The organism is Microbacterium sp. LWH10-1.2 (genome assembly GCF_038397765.1).
GTDB classification, from domain to species: Bacteria; Actinomycetota; Actinomycetes; order Actinomycetales; family Microbacteriaceae; genus Microbacterium; species Microbacterium natoriense.
The window spans coordinates 133,768-152,071 of sequence record NZ_CP151638.1; the positions used below are offsets into that span (position 1 = coordinate 133,768).

14 protein-coding genes are annotated in these 18,304 nt (G+C 71.2%); 10 read left to right on the forward strand and 4 right to left on the reverse strand.

Annotation, left to right across the window (positions count from 1 at the left end; translation table 11 throughout):
• Positions 1–102: 102 nt before the first annotated feature.
• The 3 genes from MRBLWH10_RS00530 to MRBLWH10_RS00540 are packed head-to-tail and all read left to right on the forward strand — an operon-like array spanning position 103 to position 3,475.
• Positions 103–1,236: an ROK family transcriptional regulator gene (locus tag MRBLWH10_RS00530; RefSeq protein ID WP_341941241.1), complete on the forward strand. Its 1,134-nt coding sequence runs from the start codon at positions 103–105 to the stop codon at positions 1,234–1,236.
• Positions 1,233–2,156 carry a polysaccharide deacetylase family protein gene (locus MRBLWH10_RS00535; protein ID WP_223585845.1) on the forward strand — a complete coding sequence of 308 codons (924 nt, stop codon included), beginning with the start codon at positions 1,233–1,235 and terminating at the stop codon, positions 2,154–2,156. Before MRBLWH10_RS00530 ends, MRBLWH10_RS00535 begins: the two co-directional genes overlap by 4 nt.
• Positions 2,153–3,475 carry an MFS transporter gene (locus tag MRBLWH10_RS00540; RefSeq protein ID WP_341941242.1) on the forward strand — a complete coding sequence of 441 codons (1,323 nt, stop codon included), beginning with the start codon at positions 2,153–2,155 and terminating at the stop codon, positions 3,473–3,475. Before MRBLWH10_RS00535 ends, MRBLWH10_RS00540 begins: the two co-directional genes overlap by 4 nt.
• Positions 3,476–3,599: 124 nt before the next feature.
• Here MRBLWH10_RS00540 and galE read toward each other — a convergent pair whose 3' ends face one another.
• The 3 genes from galE to galT all read right to left on the reverse strand — a co-directional run bounded on the left by galE (position 3,600) and on the right by galT (position 7,017).
• Complete coding sequence (gene galE, locus MRBLWH10_RS00545; protein WP_341941243.1) at positions 3,600–4,577, reverse strand: UDP-glucose 4-epimerase GalE; 978 nt, start codon at positions 4,575–4,577, stop codon at positions 3,600–3,602.
• 71 nt (positions 4,578–4,648) lie between these two features.
• Positions 4,649–5,836 carry a galactokinase gene (galK, locus tag MRBLWH10_RS00550; RefSeq protein ID WP_341941244.1) on the reverse strand — a complete coding sequence of 396 codons (1,188 nt, stop codon included), beginning with the start codon at positions 5,834–5,836 and terminating at the stop codon, positions 4,649–4,651.
• Positions 5,833–7,017, reverse strand: a complete 1,185-nt coding sequence (galT, locus tag MRBLWH10_RS00555) for a galactose-1-phosphate uridylyltransferase (protein ID WP_223585848.1) — start codon at positions 7,015–7,017, stop codon at positions 5,833–5,835. Before galT ends, galK begins: the two co-directional genes overlap by 4 nt.
• Positions 7,018–7,154: 137 nt before the next feature.
• Here galT and MRBLWH10_RS00560 point away from each other — a divergent pair, with 137 nt between their 5' ends.
• The 7 genes from MRBLWH10_RS00560 (at position 7,155) to MRBLWH10_RS00590 (ending at position 16,453) form a co-directional block, all read left to right on the forward strand.
• Entirely contained in the window at positions 7,155–8,105 is a 951-nt protein-coding gene (locus MRBLWH10_RS00560; RefSeq protein WP_341942614.1) for a LacI family DNA-binding transcriptional regulator, read from the forward strand.
• Positions 8,106–8,296: 191 nt separating this feature from the next.
• Complete coding sequence (locus MRBLWH10_RS00565) at positions 8,297–9,457, forward strand: Gfo/Idh/MocA family oxidoreductase (protein ID WP_341941245.1); 1,161 nt, start codon at positions 8,297–8,299, stop codon at positions 9,455–9,457.
• The gene (locus MRBLWH10_RS00570; protein ID WP_341941246.1) at positions 9,457–10,779 is read left to right on the forward strand and encodes a DUF993 family protein; all 1,323 of its coding nucleotides are present in this window, start codon (positions 9,457–9,459) and stop codon (positions 10,777–10,779) included. Before MRBLWH10_RS00565 ends, MRBLWH10_RS00570 begins: the two co-directional genes overlap by 1 nt.
• On the forward strand, positions 10,776–11,735 hold the full coding sequence (locus tag MRBLWH10_RS00575) for a sugar phosphate isomerase/epimerase family protein (RefSeq protein ID WP_341941247.1): 960 nt from the start codon (positions 10,776–10,778) through the stop codon (positions 11,733–11,735). Before MRBLWH10_RS00570 ends, MRBLWH10_RS00575 begins: the two co-directional genes overlap by 4 nt.
• A 112-nt stretch (positions 11,736–11,847) precedes the next feature.
• Positions 11,848–12,606, forward strand: coding sequence for a TIM barrel protein (locus tag MRBLWH10_RS00580; RefSeq protein WP_341941249.1), 759 nt, complete (start codon positions 11,848–11,850; stop codon positions 12,604–12,606).
• A 268-nt stretch (positions 12,607–12,874) separates the two neighbouring features.
• Complete coding sequence (locus tag MRBLWH10_RS00585) at positions 12,875–14,479, forward strand: discoidin domain-containing protein (protein ID WP_341941250.1); 1,605 nt, start codon at positions 12,875–12,877, stop codon at positions 14,477–14,479.
• 36 nt (positions 14,480–14,515) lie between these two features.
• Positions 14,516–16,453: a chondroitinase-B domain-containing protein gene (locus MRBLWH10_RS00590; RefSeq protein ID WP_341941251.1), complete on the forward strand. Its 1,938-nt coding sequence runs from the start codon at positions 14,516–14,518 to the stop codon at positions 16,451–16,453.
• A 313-nt stretch (positions 16,454–16,766) separates the two neighbouring features.
• On the opposite strand, the gene uxaC is transcribed toward MRBLWH10_RS00590, so the two are convergent.
• The gene (gene uxaC / locus MRBLWH10_RS00595; RefSeq protein ID WP_105672936.1) at positions 16,767–18,179 is read right to left on the reverse strand and encodes a glucuronate isomerase; all 1,413 of its coding nucleotides are present in this window, start codon (positions 18,177–18,179) and stop codon (positions 16,767–16,769) included.
• Between the last annotated feature and the right edge of the window lie 125 nt (positions 18,180–18,304).

Here is an 18,304-nt window from a genome sequence, read left to right on the forward strand (position 1 = left end):
CCGTCCACCCTAAATGGAGGCCGGATCGGGCGGGCGCAACACCCGTCGACAAGTACGACGCGATGTGTCAGGCTGGGCGAAGTCGACTCCCGGGGGATCACCATGGCCAGGCCGATCGCAGGTCCGCAGTCTCTGCTCCGCACGCTCAACGGGCGGGCCATCCTCGAGACCCTCGGGCGCAGAGGGCCGCAGACCCGCGCCGAGCTCATGGCCGCGACCGGCCTCTCGCGCACCGCCGTCACCCAGGTGCTGCGGATGCTCGAGGGTGCGGGCGCCGTCGTCCCCGCCGGTGTCGACCGTGAGACCCGCGGACCCGCGGCGAGCAGGGTGGCGCTGCATCCCCGACTCGGCGTGGCCGCCGCCGTCCACGTCGACCGCCATGCCGCGCACGTCGCGCTCGTCGACCCGATGGGCGTCGTCAGAGCGGAGCAGCACGCGCCCTTCCCGCTCCGCGGCGACCGGGTCGAGCACATCACGAGCCTCATCGACGAGTGCCTGCTGGCGGTGCAGGCGCCGCTGCGCCTCGTCGTCGTCGGGGTGCCGGGCATCGTCACGGCCGACGGCGGCATCCGCGACGACCAGGGCCCAGACGGCGGCGCGTTCAAGGCGGCCCTGATCTCCCGGCTCGACTGCCCCGTGCGGGTGGAGAACGACGTCAACCTCGCCGCTCTCGCCGAGCTCACCTCGGGAGCGGGCGCCGAGCTCTCCAGCTTCGCGCTGCTGCTGCTCGACGACGGCCTCGGCGGGGGCATCGTGATCGACGGCATGCTGCACAGAGGCTTCTCCGGTGTCGCGGGAGAGGTCATGTACCTGCCGCAGACCCCGCTGCCGATCGGCGCGCCCGTGCTGGGCGACGCGGTCGTGGGCGACCTGGCGCTGACGAACGGGCGCGACCCCTCGCTCACGCTCGACCAGCACCTCGACGCGGCGGCCGCCGGTGATGAGGCCGCGCTCGCGATGGCCGCCGAGATGGGTCGGCGCATCACCCTCGTCGCGGGCAGCGTCGCCCTCGTGCTCGACCCCGAGGCGTTCGTGCTGAGCGGATCGGCGGCGCATCCCGTGCTCGTCGACGCCGTGCAGTCCGTGGCCGACGCCTATGCCGCGCAGCTGCCCATGCGCTTCCTGGTCTCGTCGTTCGGGCCGGAGGCGCCGCTGGTCGGCGCGATCGGCGAGGCGGCATCCGCCCTCCGCACCACCGTGTTCAGCAGCGTCCTCCCCGACAGGAGCAGTCGATGATCTCCGACCTCGCCGATCGGCTCGGCCTCGCCCCCGGAGCACGGGCGATCATCCTCAACGCCGACGACTTCGGCATGTGCCACGCGGCGAACCTCGCGATCACCGAGCTGCTGGATGCCGGACGCATCGACTCCACGACGGTGATGGTGCCGTGCCCGTGGTCGCCGGAGGCGCTGGCGTTCGCGGCATCCCGCACCGACCTCGACGTGGGCGTGCACCTCGTGCTGACCAGCGAGTGGACCCGGTACCGCTGGCGGCCGCTGACCGGCGTGGGCACGACGCTCGTCGACGCCGACGGATTCTTCCCCTCGGAGGTGCGGCCGGTCGAGGAGAACGCGGCCGAAGACGACGTCGCCGCCGAGATCGCCGCGCAGCTGCAGGCCGCGCTCGACGCCGGGGTCGACGTCACCCACCTCGATAACCACATGGGCTCGGTCTACGGACTCCTCACCGGCCGCGACTTCCTCGCACCGGTGTTCGCGCTCGCCGCACGCCACGGTCTGCCCTTCCGGCTGCCGCGCAGCATGGACGGCGCAGACGCGGACGTCGAGCTGCAGCGCACCCTCGACCGGGCGGCCGCTGCGGCGGACTCCCTCGGCGTCGAGATCATCGACCGGCTCTGGTCGCACCCCTTCGAGATCGTCGGCGAGGGCACGGATGCCGAGGAGGGGTACGAGCAGGTGCGCGACGGCTTCATCGCGCTGCTGCGCGCCGTCCCCGCCGGAGTCACCGAGATCTACCTGCATCCGATGATCGACGACGCGGAGCTCAGGGCGGCGGTCGACTTCGCCGCCGCCAAGCGCGGCTACGAGCACCGGCTGCTCGCCGACCCCGCGGTGCTGCAGGCGATCGAGGACGAGGGTCTCGTGCGCATCGGCTGGCGTGCGCTGCGCGAGCTGCAGCGGAGTGCGGCGCGGTGACCCTGCTCGGCGCGCTCCGCGACCGCCGCATCGACGCGGCGCCCCCGCGCGCCCAGACGATCGCCTTCGGCGCCTCCGGGTTCCCGACCCAGCTGATGGCGCAGACCTTCTCGGCCTTCGTCGTCTACTTCTACGTCACGCACCTGGGCGTGCCGCCGGGGTGGGTCGCCGCGGCCATGATCGCCCACGGCATCCTCAACGCCGTGCTCAACCCCGTCGTCGGTGCACTGTCCGACCGGATCCGCACGCCGTGGGGGCGCCGGGTGCCCTGGATCGGGCTCGGCATCGTGCCGCTGGTCGTGGCCTTCGCGCTGGTGTGGATGCCGCCTGAACTCCCCGTCGCCGGGCTGATCGCCTGGTTCCTCGTGGTCGTCGCGGTGTACGACATCGCCTTCGTCGTGGTCGTGCTCAACATCTCCGCCCTGTTCCCCGAGATCTTCCGCACCACGGAGGAGCGCGCCCGCGGCAACGTCCCGCGGCAGATCTTCGCGATCCTCGGAATGGTGCTGGGCACGGCAGGAGCCCCGGCGCTGTACGGCTCGATGGGCTGGCCTGGCATGGCGCTCGTGCTCGGCGGAGTCTGCCTCGTCCTCCTCGTGTGGTCGTTCCTCGGCGGCATGGTCGAGCGCACCGTGCCGGAGGCGGCATCCGAAGCCATGACCTGGCGGCGCCAGCTGACGCTCACCTTCGCCAACCGCGCCTTCGTGCCCTACGTGCTCGGGTCGCTGTGCGTGCAGACGTCGATCGCGATCATCCTCGCCGCCCTCCCGTTCTACGTGCGGTACTCGCTGCACGCGGCCGAGGGAGAGGGCAGCGTGCTGCTCGGCGCCATCTTCGTGACGGCCATCCCGTCGATCGTGCTGTGGAGCGCGGTCGTGCGGCGCACCTCGCCGCGCACGGCTCTGCTGTGGAGCGTCGGCGTCTTCGGCGTCGCCGTGCTCGGCTACCTGCTCCCGACGACGGTGCTCGCCGCGGCTCTCGTCGGCATCGCGGTCGGGGTCGGCATCGGAGGCCTCCTCCAGCTGCTCGAGGTGATGCTGGCGCAGATCATCGACGACGACGCCGTGCGCACGGGGCATCGGCGCGAAGGCGCGTACTTCGGCGTGAACGGCTTCGTCGTGCGCGGGGCCGTGGTGGTGCAGGCGATCGTCGCCGCCGCCGTGCTGACGGCATCCGGGTTCGACGCGACGCTGGGCGACGGCCAGCCGGATGCCGTGGACGGCGGCATCCGCGTGATGGTCGCGGTGATCCCGCTCGTCTTCACGGCCCTGGCCTGGGTGTGCTTCTGGTTCTACCCGATCCGCACCCGCGACCTCTGACCCTTCCGAGCACCCCGAGGGCGTCGCCCGACCGCGACGCGAGGCGGAGGGATCGCCCGTCCGGGCGAATCGGGGAAGGGGTACCCGTTCTTCGCCCGGACGGGCGATCCCGGAGCCGTCCCGACTAGACTGCCGCGCGACGAGCCTCCCAGCCGGTGCGGACCATCTCGTCGACCGTGTAGCGCATCCGCCAGTCGAGGTCGCGGGCGGCGAGCTCGCCGGTCGCGACGATGCGGTCGGGGTCGCCGGGGCGCCGGGGGCCGACCTCGGGGATGAAGTCGATGCCGGTCACGCGAGCCACGGCATCCATGATCTGCGTCACGCTGAGACCGTCACCCGAGCCCAGGTTGTAGGCGGGCTCGATCGGCGCGCCCGCCGACAGGCGTCGCGCGGCGGCGACGTGCGCGGCGGCGATGTCGCCCACGTGCACGTAGTCGCGCACGTTCGTGCCGTCGGGGGTGGCGTAGTCGTCCCCGAAGATCTTCGGGGTCCTGCCCGCGATCAGCGCCTCGAACACGATGGGGAAGAGGTTGTGCGGGCTCACGTCGTAGACCGTGGGGTCGGCCGAGCCGACGACGTTGAAGTAGCGCAGCGACGTGTGCCGGAGCGGATGCGCGGAGTCGGCGGTCGCGGTGGCCTGGTCGCGCAGCAGCCATTCGCCGATGAGCTTCGACTCGCCGTAGGGGCTGGCCGGCCGCTTCGCCGTGTCTTCGACGACCAGGTCACCGTCGGGGGTGCCGAACACCGCGGCCGACGACGAGAACACGATGTTCGCGACACCCGCGGCCGCCATGGCCTCCAGCACCACGCGCGTGCCCTCGACGTTCTGGGCGTAGGTGTGCAGCGGGCGCTGCACCGAGACGCCCGCGTACTTGAAGCCGGCGACGTGGATCACTCCCTCGGCGTCGTGCTCGCGCAGCGTGCGCTCGACGAGCTCCCGATCGAGGATGCTGCCGCGGACGAACGTCACGCCCTCCGGCACGAACGACGCGACCCCGCTGGAGAGGTCGTCGATCACGACCGGAGTGAGCCCGGCATCCGACAGTGCCCGCACGACGTGCGATCCGATGTAGCCGGCGCCGCCGGTGACGATCCAGGACATGGTTCTCCTTCAGGGTCGGGGGGCTCAGTGTTTCAGTGCGACCTGCGTGCTCACCGCACGGGCGCACGTCCTCAGGCGTCGCGACCGGCGCCGGCGGACGGCACGACGGTGAACAGATGGGGCGCGGAGAACCCGGATGCCGCGAACGCGGAGGCCACGGCGTCCGACACCTCAGCGACGGCGTCGGCCTCGATCAGCGCGATCGCGGCTCCGCCGAAGCCGCCGCCCGTCATCCGTGCGCCGAGCGCCCCGGCCGCGAGGGCCGCCTCGACCGCCGTGTCGAGCTCGGGAACGGAGATCTCGAAGTCGTCGCGCATCGAGGCGTGCGAGGCGACGAGCAGGTCGCCGATCGCCCTGGCGCCGGACTCGCGCAGCACGCGGACGGTGTCGAGCACACGCTGGTTCTCGGTCACGACGTGGCGCACGCGGCGGAACGTGACGTCGTCCATGAGCGCCTCTGCCCTGGGCAGGTCGGCGACCGTCACGTCGCGCAGCGAAGGGACGCCCATGATCGCGGCTCCGCGCTCGCACGCGGCACGGCGCTCTCCATAGCCACCGGTGGAGTGCGCGTGCTTCACGCGGGTGTCCATGACGAGGATCGCGAGACCGGCCTCGGCCACGCCGAGCGGCACGAGCTGCGCCTCCAGCGAGCGGCAGTCGAGGAAGGTCGCGGCATCCGGCTCGCCGAGCATGGAGGCCATCTGGTCCATGATCCCGGTGGGCGCTCCCACGGCCTCGTTCTCTGCCCTGCGGCCCACGCGGGCGAGGGCGACCCGGTCGAGGCCGGCTCCCCACAGGTCGTTCAGGGCGGATGCCGTGGCGCCCTCGATCGCAGCGGACGAGGAGAGCCCGGCGCCGACGGGGACGTCGGAGGCGATCGCGATGTCGACGCCCGATCCGGCGACAGACGCGGCCTGAGCCAGAGCCCAGGCGACCCCCAGCGGGTAGGCCGCCCACTCCGGGACGGCGGGCTCCGCGCCGGCCGCCGTCGGGAACAGGCCGTCGAGCTCGTCGAGGGCGACCTCGACCGGCTCTGTGGCGAACGTCGAGGCGACACGCACACGGCCGACGCCGTCATCGCGTCGACCGACGGCCGCGACCGTGCGGTGCGGGATCGCGAACGGCAGCACGAATCCGTCGTTGTAGTCGGTGTGCTCGCCGATGAGGTTCACCCGGCCGGGAGCCGACCAGAGGCCCTCGGGCTCGCGGCCGGTGAGCTCGAGGAACAGCGCCGTCGCGGCATCCTGGGTGGTGGTCATGCGGACGCCTCCTCTGCGCGTGCGATGGCTTCGCGGATGCGGGCGGCGCCCTGCTCGGGTGCGACCTCGGCGGCCCACGCCCACATGGCGGCCTCGGATCCGGCGAGGAACTTGAGCTTGTCGGCGGCGCGGCGGGGGCTGGTGAGCTGCAGGTGCAGGCGCACGCTGTCGCGGCCGGTGTTGACCGGAGCCTGGTGCCACGCGGCGATGTACGGGGTCGGGGTCTCGTACAGCGCGTCGACGCCGCGGAGCAGACGCAGGTAGAGCGGGGCGAGCTCGTCGCGCTCGGCATCCGTCGTCTCGGCGAAGTCGGGGACGTGACGGTGCGGCATCAGGTGCACCTCCAGCGGCCAGCGGGCGGCGAAGGGCACGAAGGCCGTCCAGTGCTCGCCGCGGAAGACGACCCGCTCCGACGACTGCTCGAATTCGAGGATGCGCTGGAAAAGGTCGGGCGCCGTGCGGTCGATGCTCTCCAGCACGCGGGTGGTGCGCGGGGTGACGTAGGGGTAGGCGTAGATCTGGCCGTGCGGGTGGGGCAGGGTCACGCCGATCGCCTCGCCGCGGTTCTCGAAGGGGAAGACCTGCTCGATGCCGGGCAGCTGCGACAGAGCGGCGGTGCGGTCGGCCCAGGCCTCGATCACGGTGCGGGCGCGGGTGACGCTCTGGGTGCCGAAGGATCCGGTGTGCTCCGGGCTGAAGCACACGACCTCGCAGCGGCCGACCGAGGTGCGGGTGCGTCCGAGTCCGAGGGCGGCGAGGTCGTCGAGTCCGCGCGGAGGGTTGGATGCTCCGGGAGCGTCGCCCGTGGCCTCGGCGAGGGCGGGTCCGAACGCGGGGGACTTGTTCTCGAACACCGCGACGTCGTAGCGCGAGGGGACCTCCGACGGATTGGTCGGAGTCTGCGGCGCCAGCGGGTCGGCGTCGGCGCTCGGCATCATGACGCGGTTCTGGCGGTTCGCGGCGACCGTGATCCAGTCACCGGTGAGCACGTCGAGCCGCATCGTGGCCGTGTCGGGGCGCGGGTCGAGGGTGCGGGCGTCGATCGAGCGCTCCGCGGGGAGCGCGGTGTCGGGGTCGTCGTAGTAGATGAGGTCGCGGCCGTCGGCGAGCGTCGTCGCGCGCTTGGTGACGCCGGCGGAGAGGGTCGCCGTTCGGAACTCCGGAGATTCGTGCGTGTTCACGTAAACATGGTACGTCCGACGGCGTGGTAACGTCAACATTGAGGAGTTGCGAACGGAGGATGCCGGTGACCCGCAGCGAACTCGGACTCCCCGGCGAGCGGATGCCGCGCCGTCGCCCGGCATCGGGGCGCGTGTCGATGGCCCTCGTCGCCGCCCGCGCCGGAGTCTCCGGCCAGACCGTCTCCCGCGTCGTCAACGACAGCCCCCGGGTCGACCCCGCCACGCGCGAACGCGTCGAGAAGGCGATGGCCGAGCTCGGCTACCGCCCGCACCGCGCCGCCAGGGCTCTGCGCACCGGCCGCTCGCAGACCATCGGCCTCGTCGTGACGACCCTCGCCACCGTCGGCAACTCGCGGATGCTGCAGGCCACAGCCGAGGCCGCGGCGGAGCGCGGATACGCCCTCACGCTCGTCACCGCGTCCGGTGGCGTCGCCGAGGCGTTCGAGCACCTCGCCGAGCAGGAGGTCGACGGTGCGATCGTGCTGAACGAGGCCTCCGCGCAGGTGCCGACCGCTCAGCGTCCGGCCGGGCTGCGGCTCGTCGTGGTCGATGCGGCCACCGACGACGGTTTCATCTCCGTGCACAGCGACCACGCCGGAGGCGCGGCACTGGCCACCGCACGACTCCTTGAGGCCGGGCACCCGATCGTCCACCACCTCGCGGGCCCCGCCGACTCCTTCGCGGCGGCCGAGCGCGAGCGCGGGTGGCGGGACTCCCTCGCCGCGGCCGGGATCGGCGCCCCCGAGGTGGTCAGGGGCGACTGGAGCGCCGAGTCGGGATACGCCGCGGGGGCCGCCCTCTCCGCGGCATCCGCCGTCTTCTGCGCGAACGACCAGATGGCGCTGGGGCTCCTGCGCGCGCTCGCCGAGTCGGGGCGCCGTGTGCCGGAGGACGTCGCCGTGGTGGGCTTCGACGACGTCCCGGATGCCGCGAACTACCGGCCCCCGCTGACGACGATCCGCCAGGACTTCACGGCCCTCGCTCACCGTGCGGTCGCCGCGCTGGTCGCCGACATCGAGGGCGAAGGCCCGGCATCTGGCCCCTCGATCATCCCGACGCTGCTGATCGAGCGCTCCAGCACCCGCTGACCCCGCCGCCGGCCTGCCGTCCGCAGCGGGGCGCCTTCGGATGCGCTTGTGGTCGAGCGTGAAGAGAGCCTGGGAACTGGAATGCGCTTTCCCGAAAGGGTTGCGAGAGCGTGATGTGGCATGGGAAGCTATCGGAAAGCGCTTACCCACAATGATGGACGCGCACCCACTTCCCACAGAACGGACGATTGATGTCACAGGCGACCACCCGCGAGATCGGGATCATCATGAACGGCGTCTCCGGACGCATGGGCTACCGGCAGCACCTGGTGCGCTCGATCCTCGCGATCCGCGAAGAGGGCGGCATCGAGCTGCCCGACGGCTCGCGCCTCACCGTCAAGCCGATCCTCGTCGGCCGCAGCGAGGCGAAGCTCGCCGAGCTCGCCGAGAAGCACGGCATCGAGGACTACACCACTGATCTGGATGCCGCGCTCGCCGACCCGCGGTGGGAGATCTACGCCGACTTCCTCGTGACCAAGGCCAGGGCATCCGCGATCCGCAAGGCCATCGCCGCCGGGAAGGCGATCTACACCGAGAAGCCCACCGCGGAGTCCCTCGACGAGGCGCTCGAACTCGCCCGGCTGGCGAAGGCCGCCGGCGTCAAGACCGGCGTCGTGCACGACAAGCTGTACCTGCCCGGCCTGCAGAAGCTCAAGCGCCTCATCGACTCGGGGTTCTTCGGACGCATCCTGTCGGTGCGGGGCGAGTTCGGCTACTGGGTCTTCGAGGGGGACTGGCAGCCCGCGCAGCGCCCGAGCTGGAACTACCGCACCGAAGACGGCGGCGGCATCATCTCCGACATGTTCCCGCACTGGAACTACGTGCTCGAGAACCTGTTCGGCGAGGTCACGAGCGTGTACGCGCAGGCCGCCGTGCACATCGCCGACCGGTGGGACGAGAAGGGCGAGCACTACACCGCCACCGCCGAGGACGCCGCGTACGGCATCTTCGAGATCGAGGGCGGCATCATCGCCGAGATCAACTCCAGCTGGACCGTGCGCGTGAACCGCGACGAGCTCGTCGAGTTCCAGGTCGACGGCACGCACGGCTCCGCCGTGGTCGGACTGTTCGGCGCGAAGATCCAGCCGCGCAACGCCACGCCGAAGCCGGTGTGGAACCCCGACCTCGAAGACACCCGCGACTACGACGCCGACTGGCAGAAGGTCCCGACCAACGACGTGTTCCTCAACGGCTTCCGCCAGCAGTGGGAGGAGTACCTCGTCTCCTACGTCGAGGGCACCGAGTACCCGTTCGACCTGCTCGCGGGCGCCAAGGGCGTGCAGTTCGCCGAGGCCGGCCTCACCTCCAGCGCCGAGGGCCGCAAGATCGCCATCGAACCGCTGGCGCTCTGATGTCCGCCCTGACGCTCCTCGCGCCCGACGGCACGGTGTCGCACGCGGCGCTGAACGACTCCGGAGGCTACGCGCGCCCGGCATCCGCTCTGCGCAGCCGCGTCGCGTACGCCGCGGCGCACGTCGTGCCGAAGGCGCACGCCGACAACACTCCCGGTCGTCCCGCCGACATCGACTGGGACTCCACCCTCGCGTTCCGCCGCAACGTGTACTCGTGGGGCCTCGGCGTCGCCGACGCCATGGACACGGCGCAGCGCAACATGGGACTGGATGCCGCGGCCACCCGCGAGCTCATCGCCCGCAGCGCCGAGGTGGCGCGCGAGGAGGGCGGCTCTGTCGTCGTCGGCGTCAACACCGATCACGTCGACGAGCAGCGCATCTCGCTCGATCGGGTGATCGACGCCTACCGGGAGCAGCTGCACTTCACCGAGGAGCAGGGGGCGGGGCCGGTGCTCATGGCCTCCCGCCACCTCGCACGCGTGGCCGCGGATGCCGACGACTACCGCCGCGTGTACCGTGCGGTGCTGGAGAGCGCGACCGTCCCGGTGGTGCTGCACTGGCTGGGCACGGCCTTCGACCCGGAGCTCGCCGGGTATTTCGGCGCGGACGACTGGCAGACGGCATCCGCCGTGCTCCTCGACATCATCTCGGAGAACCCGGGCAAGGTCGCGGGCGTGAAGATGAGCCTGCTGAACGCCGAGAGCGAGATCGCCGTGCGCTCGCAGCTGCCCGACGGCGTGCGCATGTTCACCGGCGACGACTTCAACTACGTGGGTCTCATCGGCGGCGACCCGGCCACCGCCACCCGGTCGTTGAGCGAGGAGCGGAGCGACGAGACGAAACGCTCCATGCCGGAGTCGACGTCGGATGCGGGCGTTTCGTCTCGCTCCGCTCGCTCAACGACCGGCGCGGGGGGTGCTCGCCCGACGACCGGCGCGGGGGCGGCATCGACAGGCGCGGGGCACTCCGATGCGCTGCTCGGCGCGTTCGCCGCGATCACCCCGGTCGCATCGGCAGCGATCCAGGCGCTGGACGCAGGGGATCCGGCGCGCTACCGGGAGATCCTGGGCCCGACCGAGGAACTCAGTCGGCAGGTCTTCGCCGCGCCGACGTTCTACTACAAGACCGGTGTCGCCTTCCTGTCCTGGCTGAACGGTCACCAGCCCGCGTTCCAGATGGTCGCGGGGCTCCACTCGGCCCGCAGCCTCCCGCACCTCAGCCGCATCGTCGAGCTCGCGAACGCCTCGCTCGCGCTGGAGCATCCGGAGCTCGCGCGAGAGCGCTGGCACGGGATGCTGCGTCTGAACGGAGTCGACGCATGAGCATCCAGGCCGGAACGTCAGCAGGAAACCCGAATGTCGCTCGACACGGCATCCCTTCGACCGACATTCGGGATCTGAGCCGACAGAGCGACGGCGCCCCCGATCCTCGCCTGTCGATCAATCAGGCCACGATCAAGCACGCCGACCTCGCGACGGCGCTGCGGGTGACGGCGGATGCCGGCATCCAGGCCATCGGGCTCTGGCGCGAGCCCGTGAACGAGGTCGGACTCGACGTCGCCGCACGGATGCTGGCCGACGCTGGTCTGCGGTTCACGACGCACTGCCGCGGAGGGTTCTTCACCCTGCCCGACGGACCGGAGCGCACCGCAGCGCTCGACGACAACCGTCGCGCGATCGAGGAGACCGCGACGCTCGCCGCGGCCGGCGCCGACGGTTCGACGGCCGTGCTCGTGCTCGTCGCCGGCGGTCTTCCCGAGGGCTCACGCGATCTCGTGGGCGCGCGGGAACGAGTGCGTGATGCGATCGGTGTGCTCGCCGACGACGCGAGGGCCGCGGGGGTGACGCTCGCGATCGAGCCGCTGCATCCGATGTACGCGTCCGACCGGGCGGTCGTCTCGACCCTCGGGCAGGCGCTCGACATCGCGGCGGACTTCGAGCCTGCGGTCGTCGGCGCGGCGGTCGACACCTTCCACATCTGGTGGGATCCGCAGGTGCTCGACCAGATCGCCCGCGCAGGGCGGGAGGGCCGCCTCGCGACGTACCAGGTGTGCGACTGGAAGACCCCGCTCGCCGCCGATGTGCTGCTGTCGCGGCACTACACGGGCGACGGGGTGATCGACTTCGGGTCGCTCACCCGTGCCGTCGTCCAGGCCGGCTACAACCGCGACATCGAGGTCGAGATCTTCAACGCCGACATCTGGGCGGATGCTCCGGATGCCGTCGTGCGCCGCACCGCGGAGACCTTCGCCGCCGCGGTGTCACCGCACCTGGGCTGAGGCCACTCCTCCCTTCGGTCGTTGAGCGAGGGAGCGGAGCGACCGAGACGAAACGGGGTTCCGGCGAGACGAAGCTGCGGCACTGCAGGAGAGAACACGAGAGGATGAGCACATGACCAGGATCCGCGCAGGGCTCTGCTCGGTGACCTTCCGAGCGCTCGGGCCGGAGGAGATCGTCGCGCTCGCCGCCGATGCCGGGCTCGAGGCGATCGAGTGGGGCGGCGACGTGCACGTGCCTGCGGGTGACACCGTCCGGGCGCAGCGGGTCGCGCGGGCGACGAGGGATGCGGGCCTCGCGGTGGCATCGTACGGGTCGTACTTCCGGGCGGGCTCGGGGGAGGACATCGCCCCCGTCCTCGACAGCGCGGAGGCCCTCGGCGCCGACCGCGTGCGGATCTGGGCGGGTTCCGTCGATGCCGCGGAAGCGACGGATGCCGAGTGGACTCGGGCCGTCGAGCGGCTGCGGGCCGCGGCATCCGAAGCCGGAGAGCGGGACATGGAGCTGGCGCTGGAGTTCCACTCCGGCACCCTCGCCGCCACCGCCCCCTCGACGCTGCGGCTCCTCGCCGAGGTCGGGAGTCCGCACCTGCGCACCTACTGGCAGCCGACGGTCGCAGCATCCGTCGATGACGCCATCGACGAGTACCGACAGATCGCGGCCCACACGAGCGCCGCCCACGTCTTCTCCTGGTGGCCGGTGAAGGAGCGCCTCCCGCTCCGCGAGCGCGCAGATCTGTGGACGCGCTTCTTCTCCGATGCGCGCGCCGCCGCGCAGCCGCCGCGCGACGCGCTGCTGGAGTTCGTGCCCGGCGATGACCCGTCGCTCCTCGCGTCCGAGGCGGCGACGCTGCGCTCCTACCTCGCCGTCTGACGTCGGGCGCCGCGCTCACGGCGGGGAAGCGACTCCCTCGATCCGACACCGGATGTCGCTGCGCCCGCCGTGTACCGGCGCGAGGTGCCGATTGCGCGTGAGCATTCGTGCTGGCTCGGGAGCGGTCCCGTGTCGTAGAGTGGTGTCGTCCGGCTGGCAAACGTTTGCCAAAAACACTGGCGTACACCGGCCGACTAATGGTAAGAAGTTTTACGAACGGGGCTGACCGGCTCCGACGGATGCTCTTCCGAACGCGCAGGAGACGACGATGTCACACGCACGATCCACTTCCTTCCGCAGGCGCCTCTTCACGGCCTGCGTCGCCGCCGCGGTCGCGCTGCCACTCGGCGTCGCCACAGCGGCCTCCGCCTCCACGGGCGCCGCATCGCCGGCGGCCTCGGCATCCGTGACCACGGGCGCCACTCCGGCAGCAGCGTCCGCGGCCACCGCGGCCATGACTCAGGTCGCGGCTCAGCCGGCGGCCTCCGTCACCGCGGCGACCCTGATCTCGCAGGGGCGTCCGGCCACGGCGTCGTCCGTGGAGACATCGGCATTCCCGGCATCCGCCGCGGTGGACGGGTCGGGAACGACGCGCTGGGCGAGCGTGGAGGGCGTCGACCCGCAGTGGATCCAGATCGACCTGGGCGCCGGGGCGTCCGTATCGCGGGTGCTGCTGAACTGGGAGGCCGCGTACGCGTCCAAGTACCGAGTGCAGATCTCCGCCGACGGGGCGTCGTGGACGACGCTGAAGGACGAGACGGCGGGCAACGGCGGCACCGACGACATCACGGGGCTGAACGGCACCGGACGCTATCTGCGCATCCACGGCACCGCCCGCGGCACCTCGTACGGATACTCGCTGTACGAGGTCCAGGTGTACGGCACGGCCGGCACCGGCACACCGGGCGGCGGCACGATCGTCGACGTCTCCACGGCGGCGCAGCTCACGTCGGCCCTCGCGGCCGCGACCCCCGGCCAGACCATCCGCCTCGCGCCGGGGACCTACCAGGGCAGCTTCGTCGCCACGACGCCGGGCACGGCATCCGCTCCCATCACGCTCACCGGGCCGCGCACGGCCGTCATCACGAATGACGGCCCCAGCGGCACCCTGAACGGATGCCCGCACCCCGGCGACGGCTGGGACTCCGGATACGGTCTCTGGCTGTACGGCGCCTCCTACTGGAACGTCTCGGGCCTCACCGTCGCCGACGCGAAGAAGGGCATCGTGCTCGACACGGCGACCCACGTCACGATCGACGGGGTGCTCGTGCGCGACATCGACGACGAGGGAGTGCACTTCCGGAAGTCCTCCGCCGACGGCGTCATCAAGAACTCGCAGATCATGCGCACCGGACTCGCCCAGCCCGGGTACGGCGAGGGCCTCTACCTCGGCTCCGCGAACTCCAACTTCACCTGCTACGCCGATTCGTCCGGGCGTGACCGCTCCGACCGCGTCCAGGTGCTCGACAACGCCTTCGGCCCCGGGATCGCCGCCGAGCACATCGACGTCAAGGAGGGCACCGAGGGCGGCGTCGTCCGCGGCAACACCTTCGACGGCACCGGGCTCTCCGGGCAGAACTCGGCCGACTCCTGGATCGACGTCAAGGGCAACGGGTACCTCTTCGAGGACAACACCGGAACCTTCTCCTCTCCCGGCGTCTTCGCGAACGGCTACGAGACCCACAATCCGCTCACCGGCTGGGGATGCGGCAACATCTGGCGCGGCAACGACTCCGACCTCGGGGGCGTCGGCCGCTACGCGGTGTTCGTCTCCTCGACCTCGAAGTGCTCAGCCAACCCCAACAAGGTCTACGCCTCGAACACCGTGACAGGCGCCACCTCCGGGCTCACCAACGTCGCGGTCACCCCCTGACCGCGTCTCCCCATCGATGAAGATCGGAAGCTGCATATGAAGACCACCCATCGGGTCATCGCGGTGCTCGCCGCCGCGACCCTGTCGCTGACCTGTGTGCCGGCTGCGGCCGGCGCCGCGGAGATCACACCCCAGTCCGCCGCACCGGCGTCGCCGGCAGGCCAGGCGGGCCCGCTGACCTCCACCGAGGTCGGCCCCCTCGCCGAGACGCTCATCTCGCAGGGGCGTCCGGCGACGGCATCCTCTGTGGAGACGTCCGCGTTCCCCGCATCCGCCGCTCTGGACGGATCCTCGACCACCCGCTGGGCGAGCCAGGAGGGCGTCGATCCGCAGTGGATCACGGTCGACCTGGGCGCCGGAGCCTCGGTGTCTCGGGTGCTGCTGAACTGGGAGGACGCGTACGCATCGAAATACACGGTGCAGATCTCGGACGACGGCACGACCTGGACCACGCTCAAGAACGAGACGGCGGGCGACGGCGGCACCGATGACATCACAGGGCTCAACGGCACCGGCCGCTACCTGCGGGTGCACGGCACCGCGCGCGGCACCGCCTACGGCTACTCGCTCTGGGAGCTGCAGGTCTACGGCACGCCGGGCACCCCGGGCGGCGGCAGCAGCAGCGGTTCGACCACCACGGTCACCTCGATCTCGGCGCTGCAGACGGCCATCAACAACTCCGATCCCGGTGACACGATCGTGCTGAAGAACGGCAGCTACAGCGTCTCCTCCGCGGTGAGCCTCGGCTCCGGCGCCTCCGGGACCTCGTCCGAGCCGGTGACCATCAAGGCCGAGACCGTCGGCGGGGTGACGCTGACCGGATCATCGAGCTTCTCCTTCTCCGGCGTGCACGACGTCAGCATCCAGGGCTTCAGGTTCACGCAGTCGACCACGATCGACGTGGGCTCGAGCAGCAAGGCGGTGGACTTCATCCGCAACGAGTTCCTCTTCGCCCAGTCGGCCGAGCACAACCTGATCGTCCGCTCGGACGACTCGGAGATCGCCTACAACTGGTTCCACGGCAAGAGCACGATCGGCGTCTACCTCGGCATCGAGGGACCGGGGACGGACACCGTCGCCAAGAACTCCCACATCCACCACAACTACTTCTCCGACCAGACCTTCGCCGGAGCCAACGGCGGCGAGTCGATCAGGCTCGGCACCAGCCCGAAGGCCCTCTCCAGCGGAGGTGCGATCGTGGAGTACAACCTGTTCGAGAACGCGAACGGCGACCCCGAGGCGATCTCGGTCAAGTCCAGCGGGCACACCATCCGCTACAACACGATCCGCGACAGCAAGGGCGGCATCGTGCTGCGCCACGGCAACAACAACAAGGTGCTGTCGAACTACATCCTGAACGGTGAGAACGGCATCCGCATCTACGGCAACGACCACGTGATCATGAACAACTACGTGAGCGGCATCAGCAACGTCGATGGGGCGATCATCGTCGGCTCCGGCACGGTGCGCGACCACTTCGTGGGGGAGAGCGCCGACTCGCGCAAGAAGTACGACGCTCCCGACCGCATCCGCATCGGACTGAACACCGTCGTGAACAACGTCAACGGCCTGGCCGGCGAGACGCACCGCACGGTGGAGCCGCGGAACGTGACGATCGTCGACAACATCTTCCAGGGCAGCACGAACAAGCTCGCCGACGTCCCGCTCATGCAGGACTTCTACTGGCGCGGCAACATCCTGTGGGGGTCGGCCGCCAACGGCAACATCCCCACGGTGGGCTACACGCGGGTCAACCCGCAGCTCGCCCAGGATGCCACGGGCGTGTGGAAGATCGGCTCGTCGAGCCCCGCGGTGAACGCGGCGTTCATGGCCGACCACGGCACGTGGGTGACGGATGACATCGAGGGTCGTCAGCGTGCGGGCGTCTACGACGTCGGCGCCCATGAGGCGACCAGCAACGCGGCGACCCGTGCTCCGCTGACCACCTCGAAGGTCGGCCCGAGCGCCCCGTAGCCCGCCGATCGGAACGGCCGTCCCTCTCGCGAGGGGCGGTCGTTTCGCGTGCGGGGCGCGGGTCGTTGAGCGAGCGGAGCGAGACGAAACGCGGTGAGGGTCGTGCGACTTCGGTCGGGGTCGCGCGGATCGGGGCGTTTCGTCTCGTCGCTGCGCTCCTCGCTCAACGACCGGGTGAGGGGGCGCCCTCGCCGGCGTGACCGGGTGAGGGAGTGGCCCTCGCCTCAGCGGGTCGTTGAGCGAGCGGAGCGAGACGAAACGCGGTGAGGTGCGGACGACCTCGGTCGGGGTCGCGCGAACGGGGCGCCAGAGCTCAGCGCGGGATGCGGAATGTGTCGTAGGGGATGCGCTGCACGAGGTCGAGCGCGATCTCCGCGGCATCCGCCTCGGTCAGCCGGTGCGTGGCGACGAGCGACGCGAGGTACGAGGCATCGGCCCTGCGTGCCATGTCGTGACGCGCGGGGATCGAGCAGAACGCCCTCGTGTCGTCGATGAAGCCCGAGGTCTTCGCGAAGCCCGCGCTGTCGGTGATGGCGCGGCGGTAGCGCTCCATCGCGTCGGGGGTGTCGAGGAACCACCACGGGGCGCCGACGTACACGCTGGGGTAGAAGCCGGCGAGGGGGGCGAGCTCGCGCGAGAACGCGGTCTCGTCGACCGTGAACAGCACGAGCCGAAGCGCGGTGCCTGTGCCGAAGTCGTTCAGCGCCTGACGCAGCGGCTCGGTGTACGTGGTGGGCAGCGGCAGGTCATGGCCGGTGTCGGCGCCGTGGCGCGCGAGCGTCGGCGCGTGGTGGTTGCGATGCACCCCCGGGTGCAGCTGCATCACCATGCCGTCGTCGGCCGACATCTCGATGAGCCGGTAGAGGATGTCGCGGCGGTACGCGACCCCCTCCGCGGCGGTCGCACGGCCGCGGAAGCCGGCGACGTGGATGCGCGCGGCCTCGGCGGGGTCGAGCGGAACGGCCCATGCGTCGGCCACCCCCGTGTCGGTCGCGGTGCCGCCGACCGAGCGGAAGTACGCGCGTCGGGCGCGCAGCGCCGCCAGCATCCCCTCGTAGGTGCCGCAGGGGATGCCGGATGCCGCGGCCAGCCGATCGACGGCGGCGAGCCATCCGGGCGCGGACGGGTCCATCACCCGATCCGCGCGGAACGTGGGCAGCACTCTGCCGTGGAAGCTGGGGTCGGCGGCGAGGGCGCGGTGCGCGGCGAGGTCGTCTGCGGGGTCGTCGGTGGTGGCGAGCACGTCGACGCCGAAGCGCTCGAACAGCGCACGGGGGCGGAACTCGTCTTCGCGCAGGAGCTCGGCGACCTCGTCGTAGATCGCGTCCGCCGTGTCGGCGCTCAACCGTGCGGTGACCCCGAAGACCTCGCTGAGCTGGTACTCGAGCCAGTACTGCACGGGCGTCGCCCGGAAGAGGCGCCAGTGCGCGGCGAGCACGCGCCAGGCCTCCCGAGGGTCGACGGCGGGCTCGCCGGAGGGCGCCTGCACGCGGCCGAGGGGGATGCCGGCCCCGTGCAGCACGCGGGTGACGTAGTGGTCGCCCGTGATGAGCAGGTCGGTGGGCGAGGCGAACGGCTCGTTCTCGGCGAGCAGGGCGGCGGGGACGTGACCGTGCGGGGAGCAGATCGGGGCGTCGGCGACGGAGGCGTAGAGCTCGCGGGCGATGTCTCGGGTGGCGGGATCGCTGGGGAACAGTCGATCCGGATGCATCTTCGTGGTCGGCATGCTGTCCTTCGGCGGTCGTGCGGGGGGATACGGGGATCCCCTCATCGACGGTACCTGTTCTCCCGTGCGGTTGGCAACCGTTTGCCATAGAATGTCGGAAGTCGACGCCGTCGTCGGCATCCGAC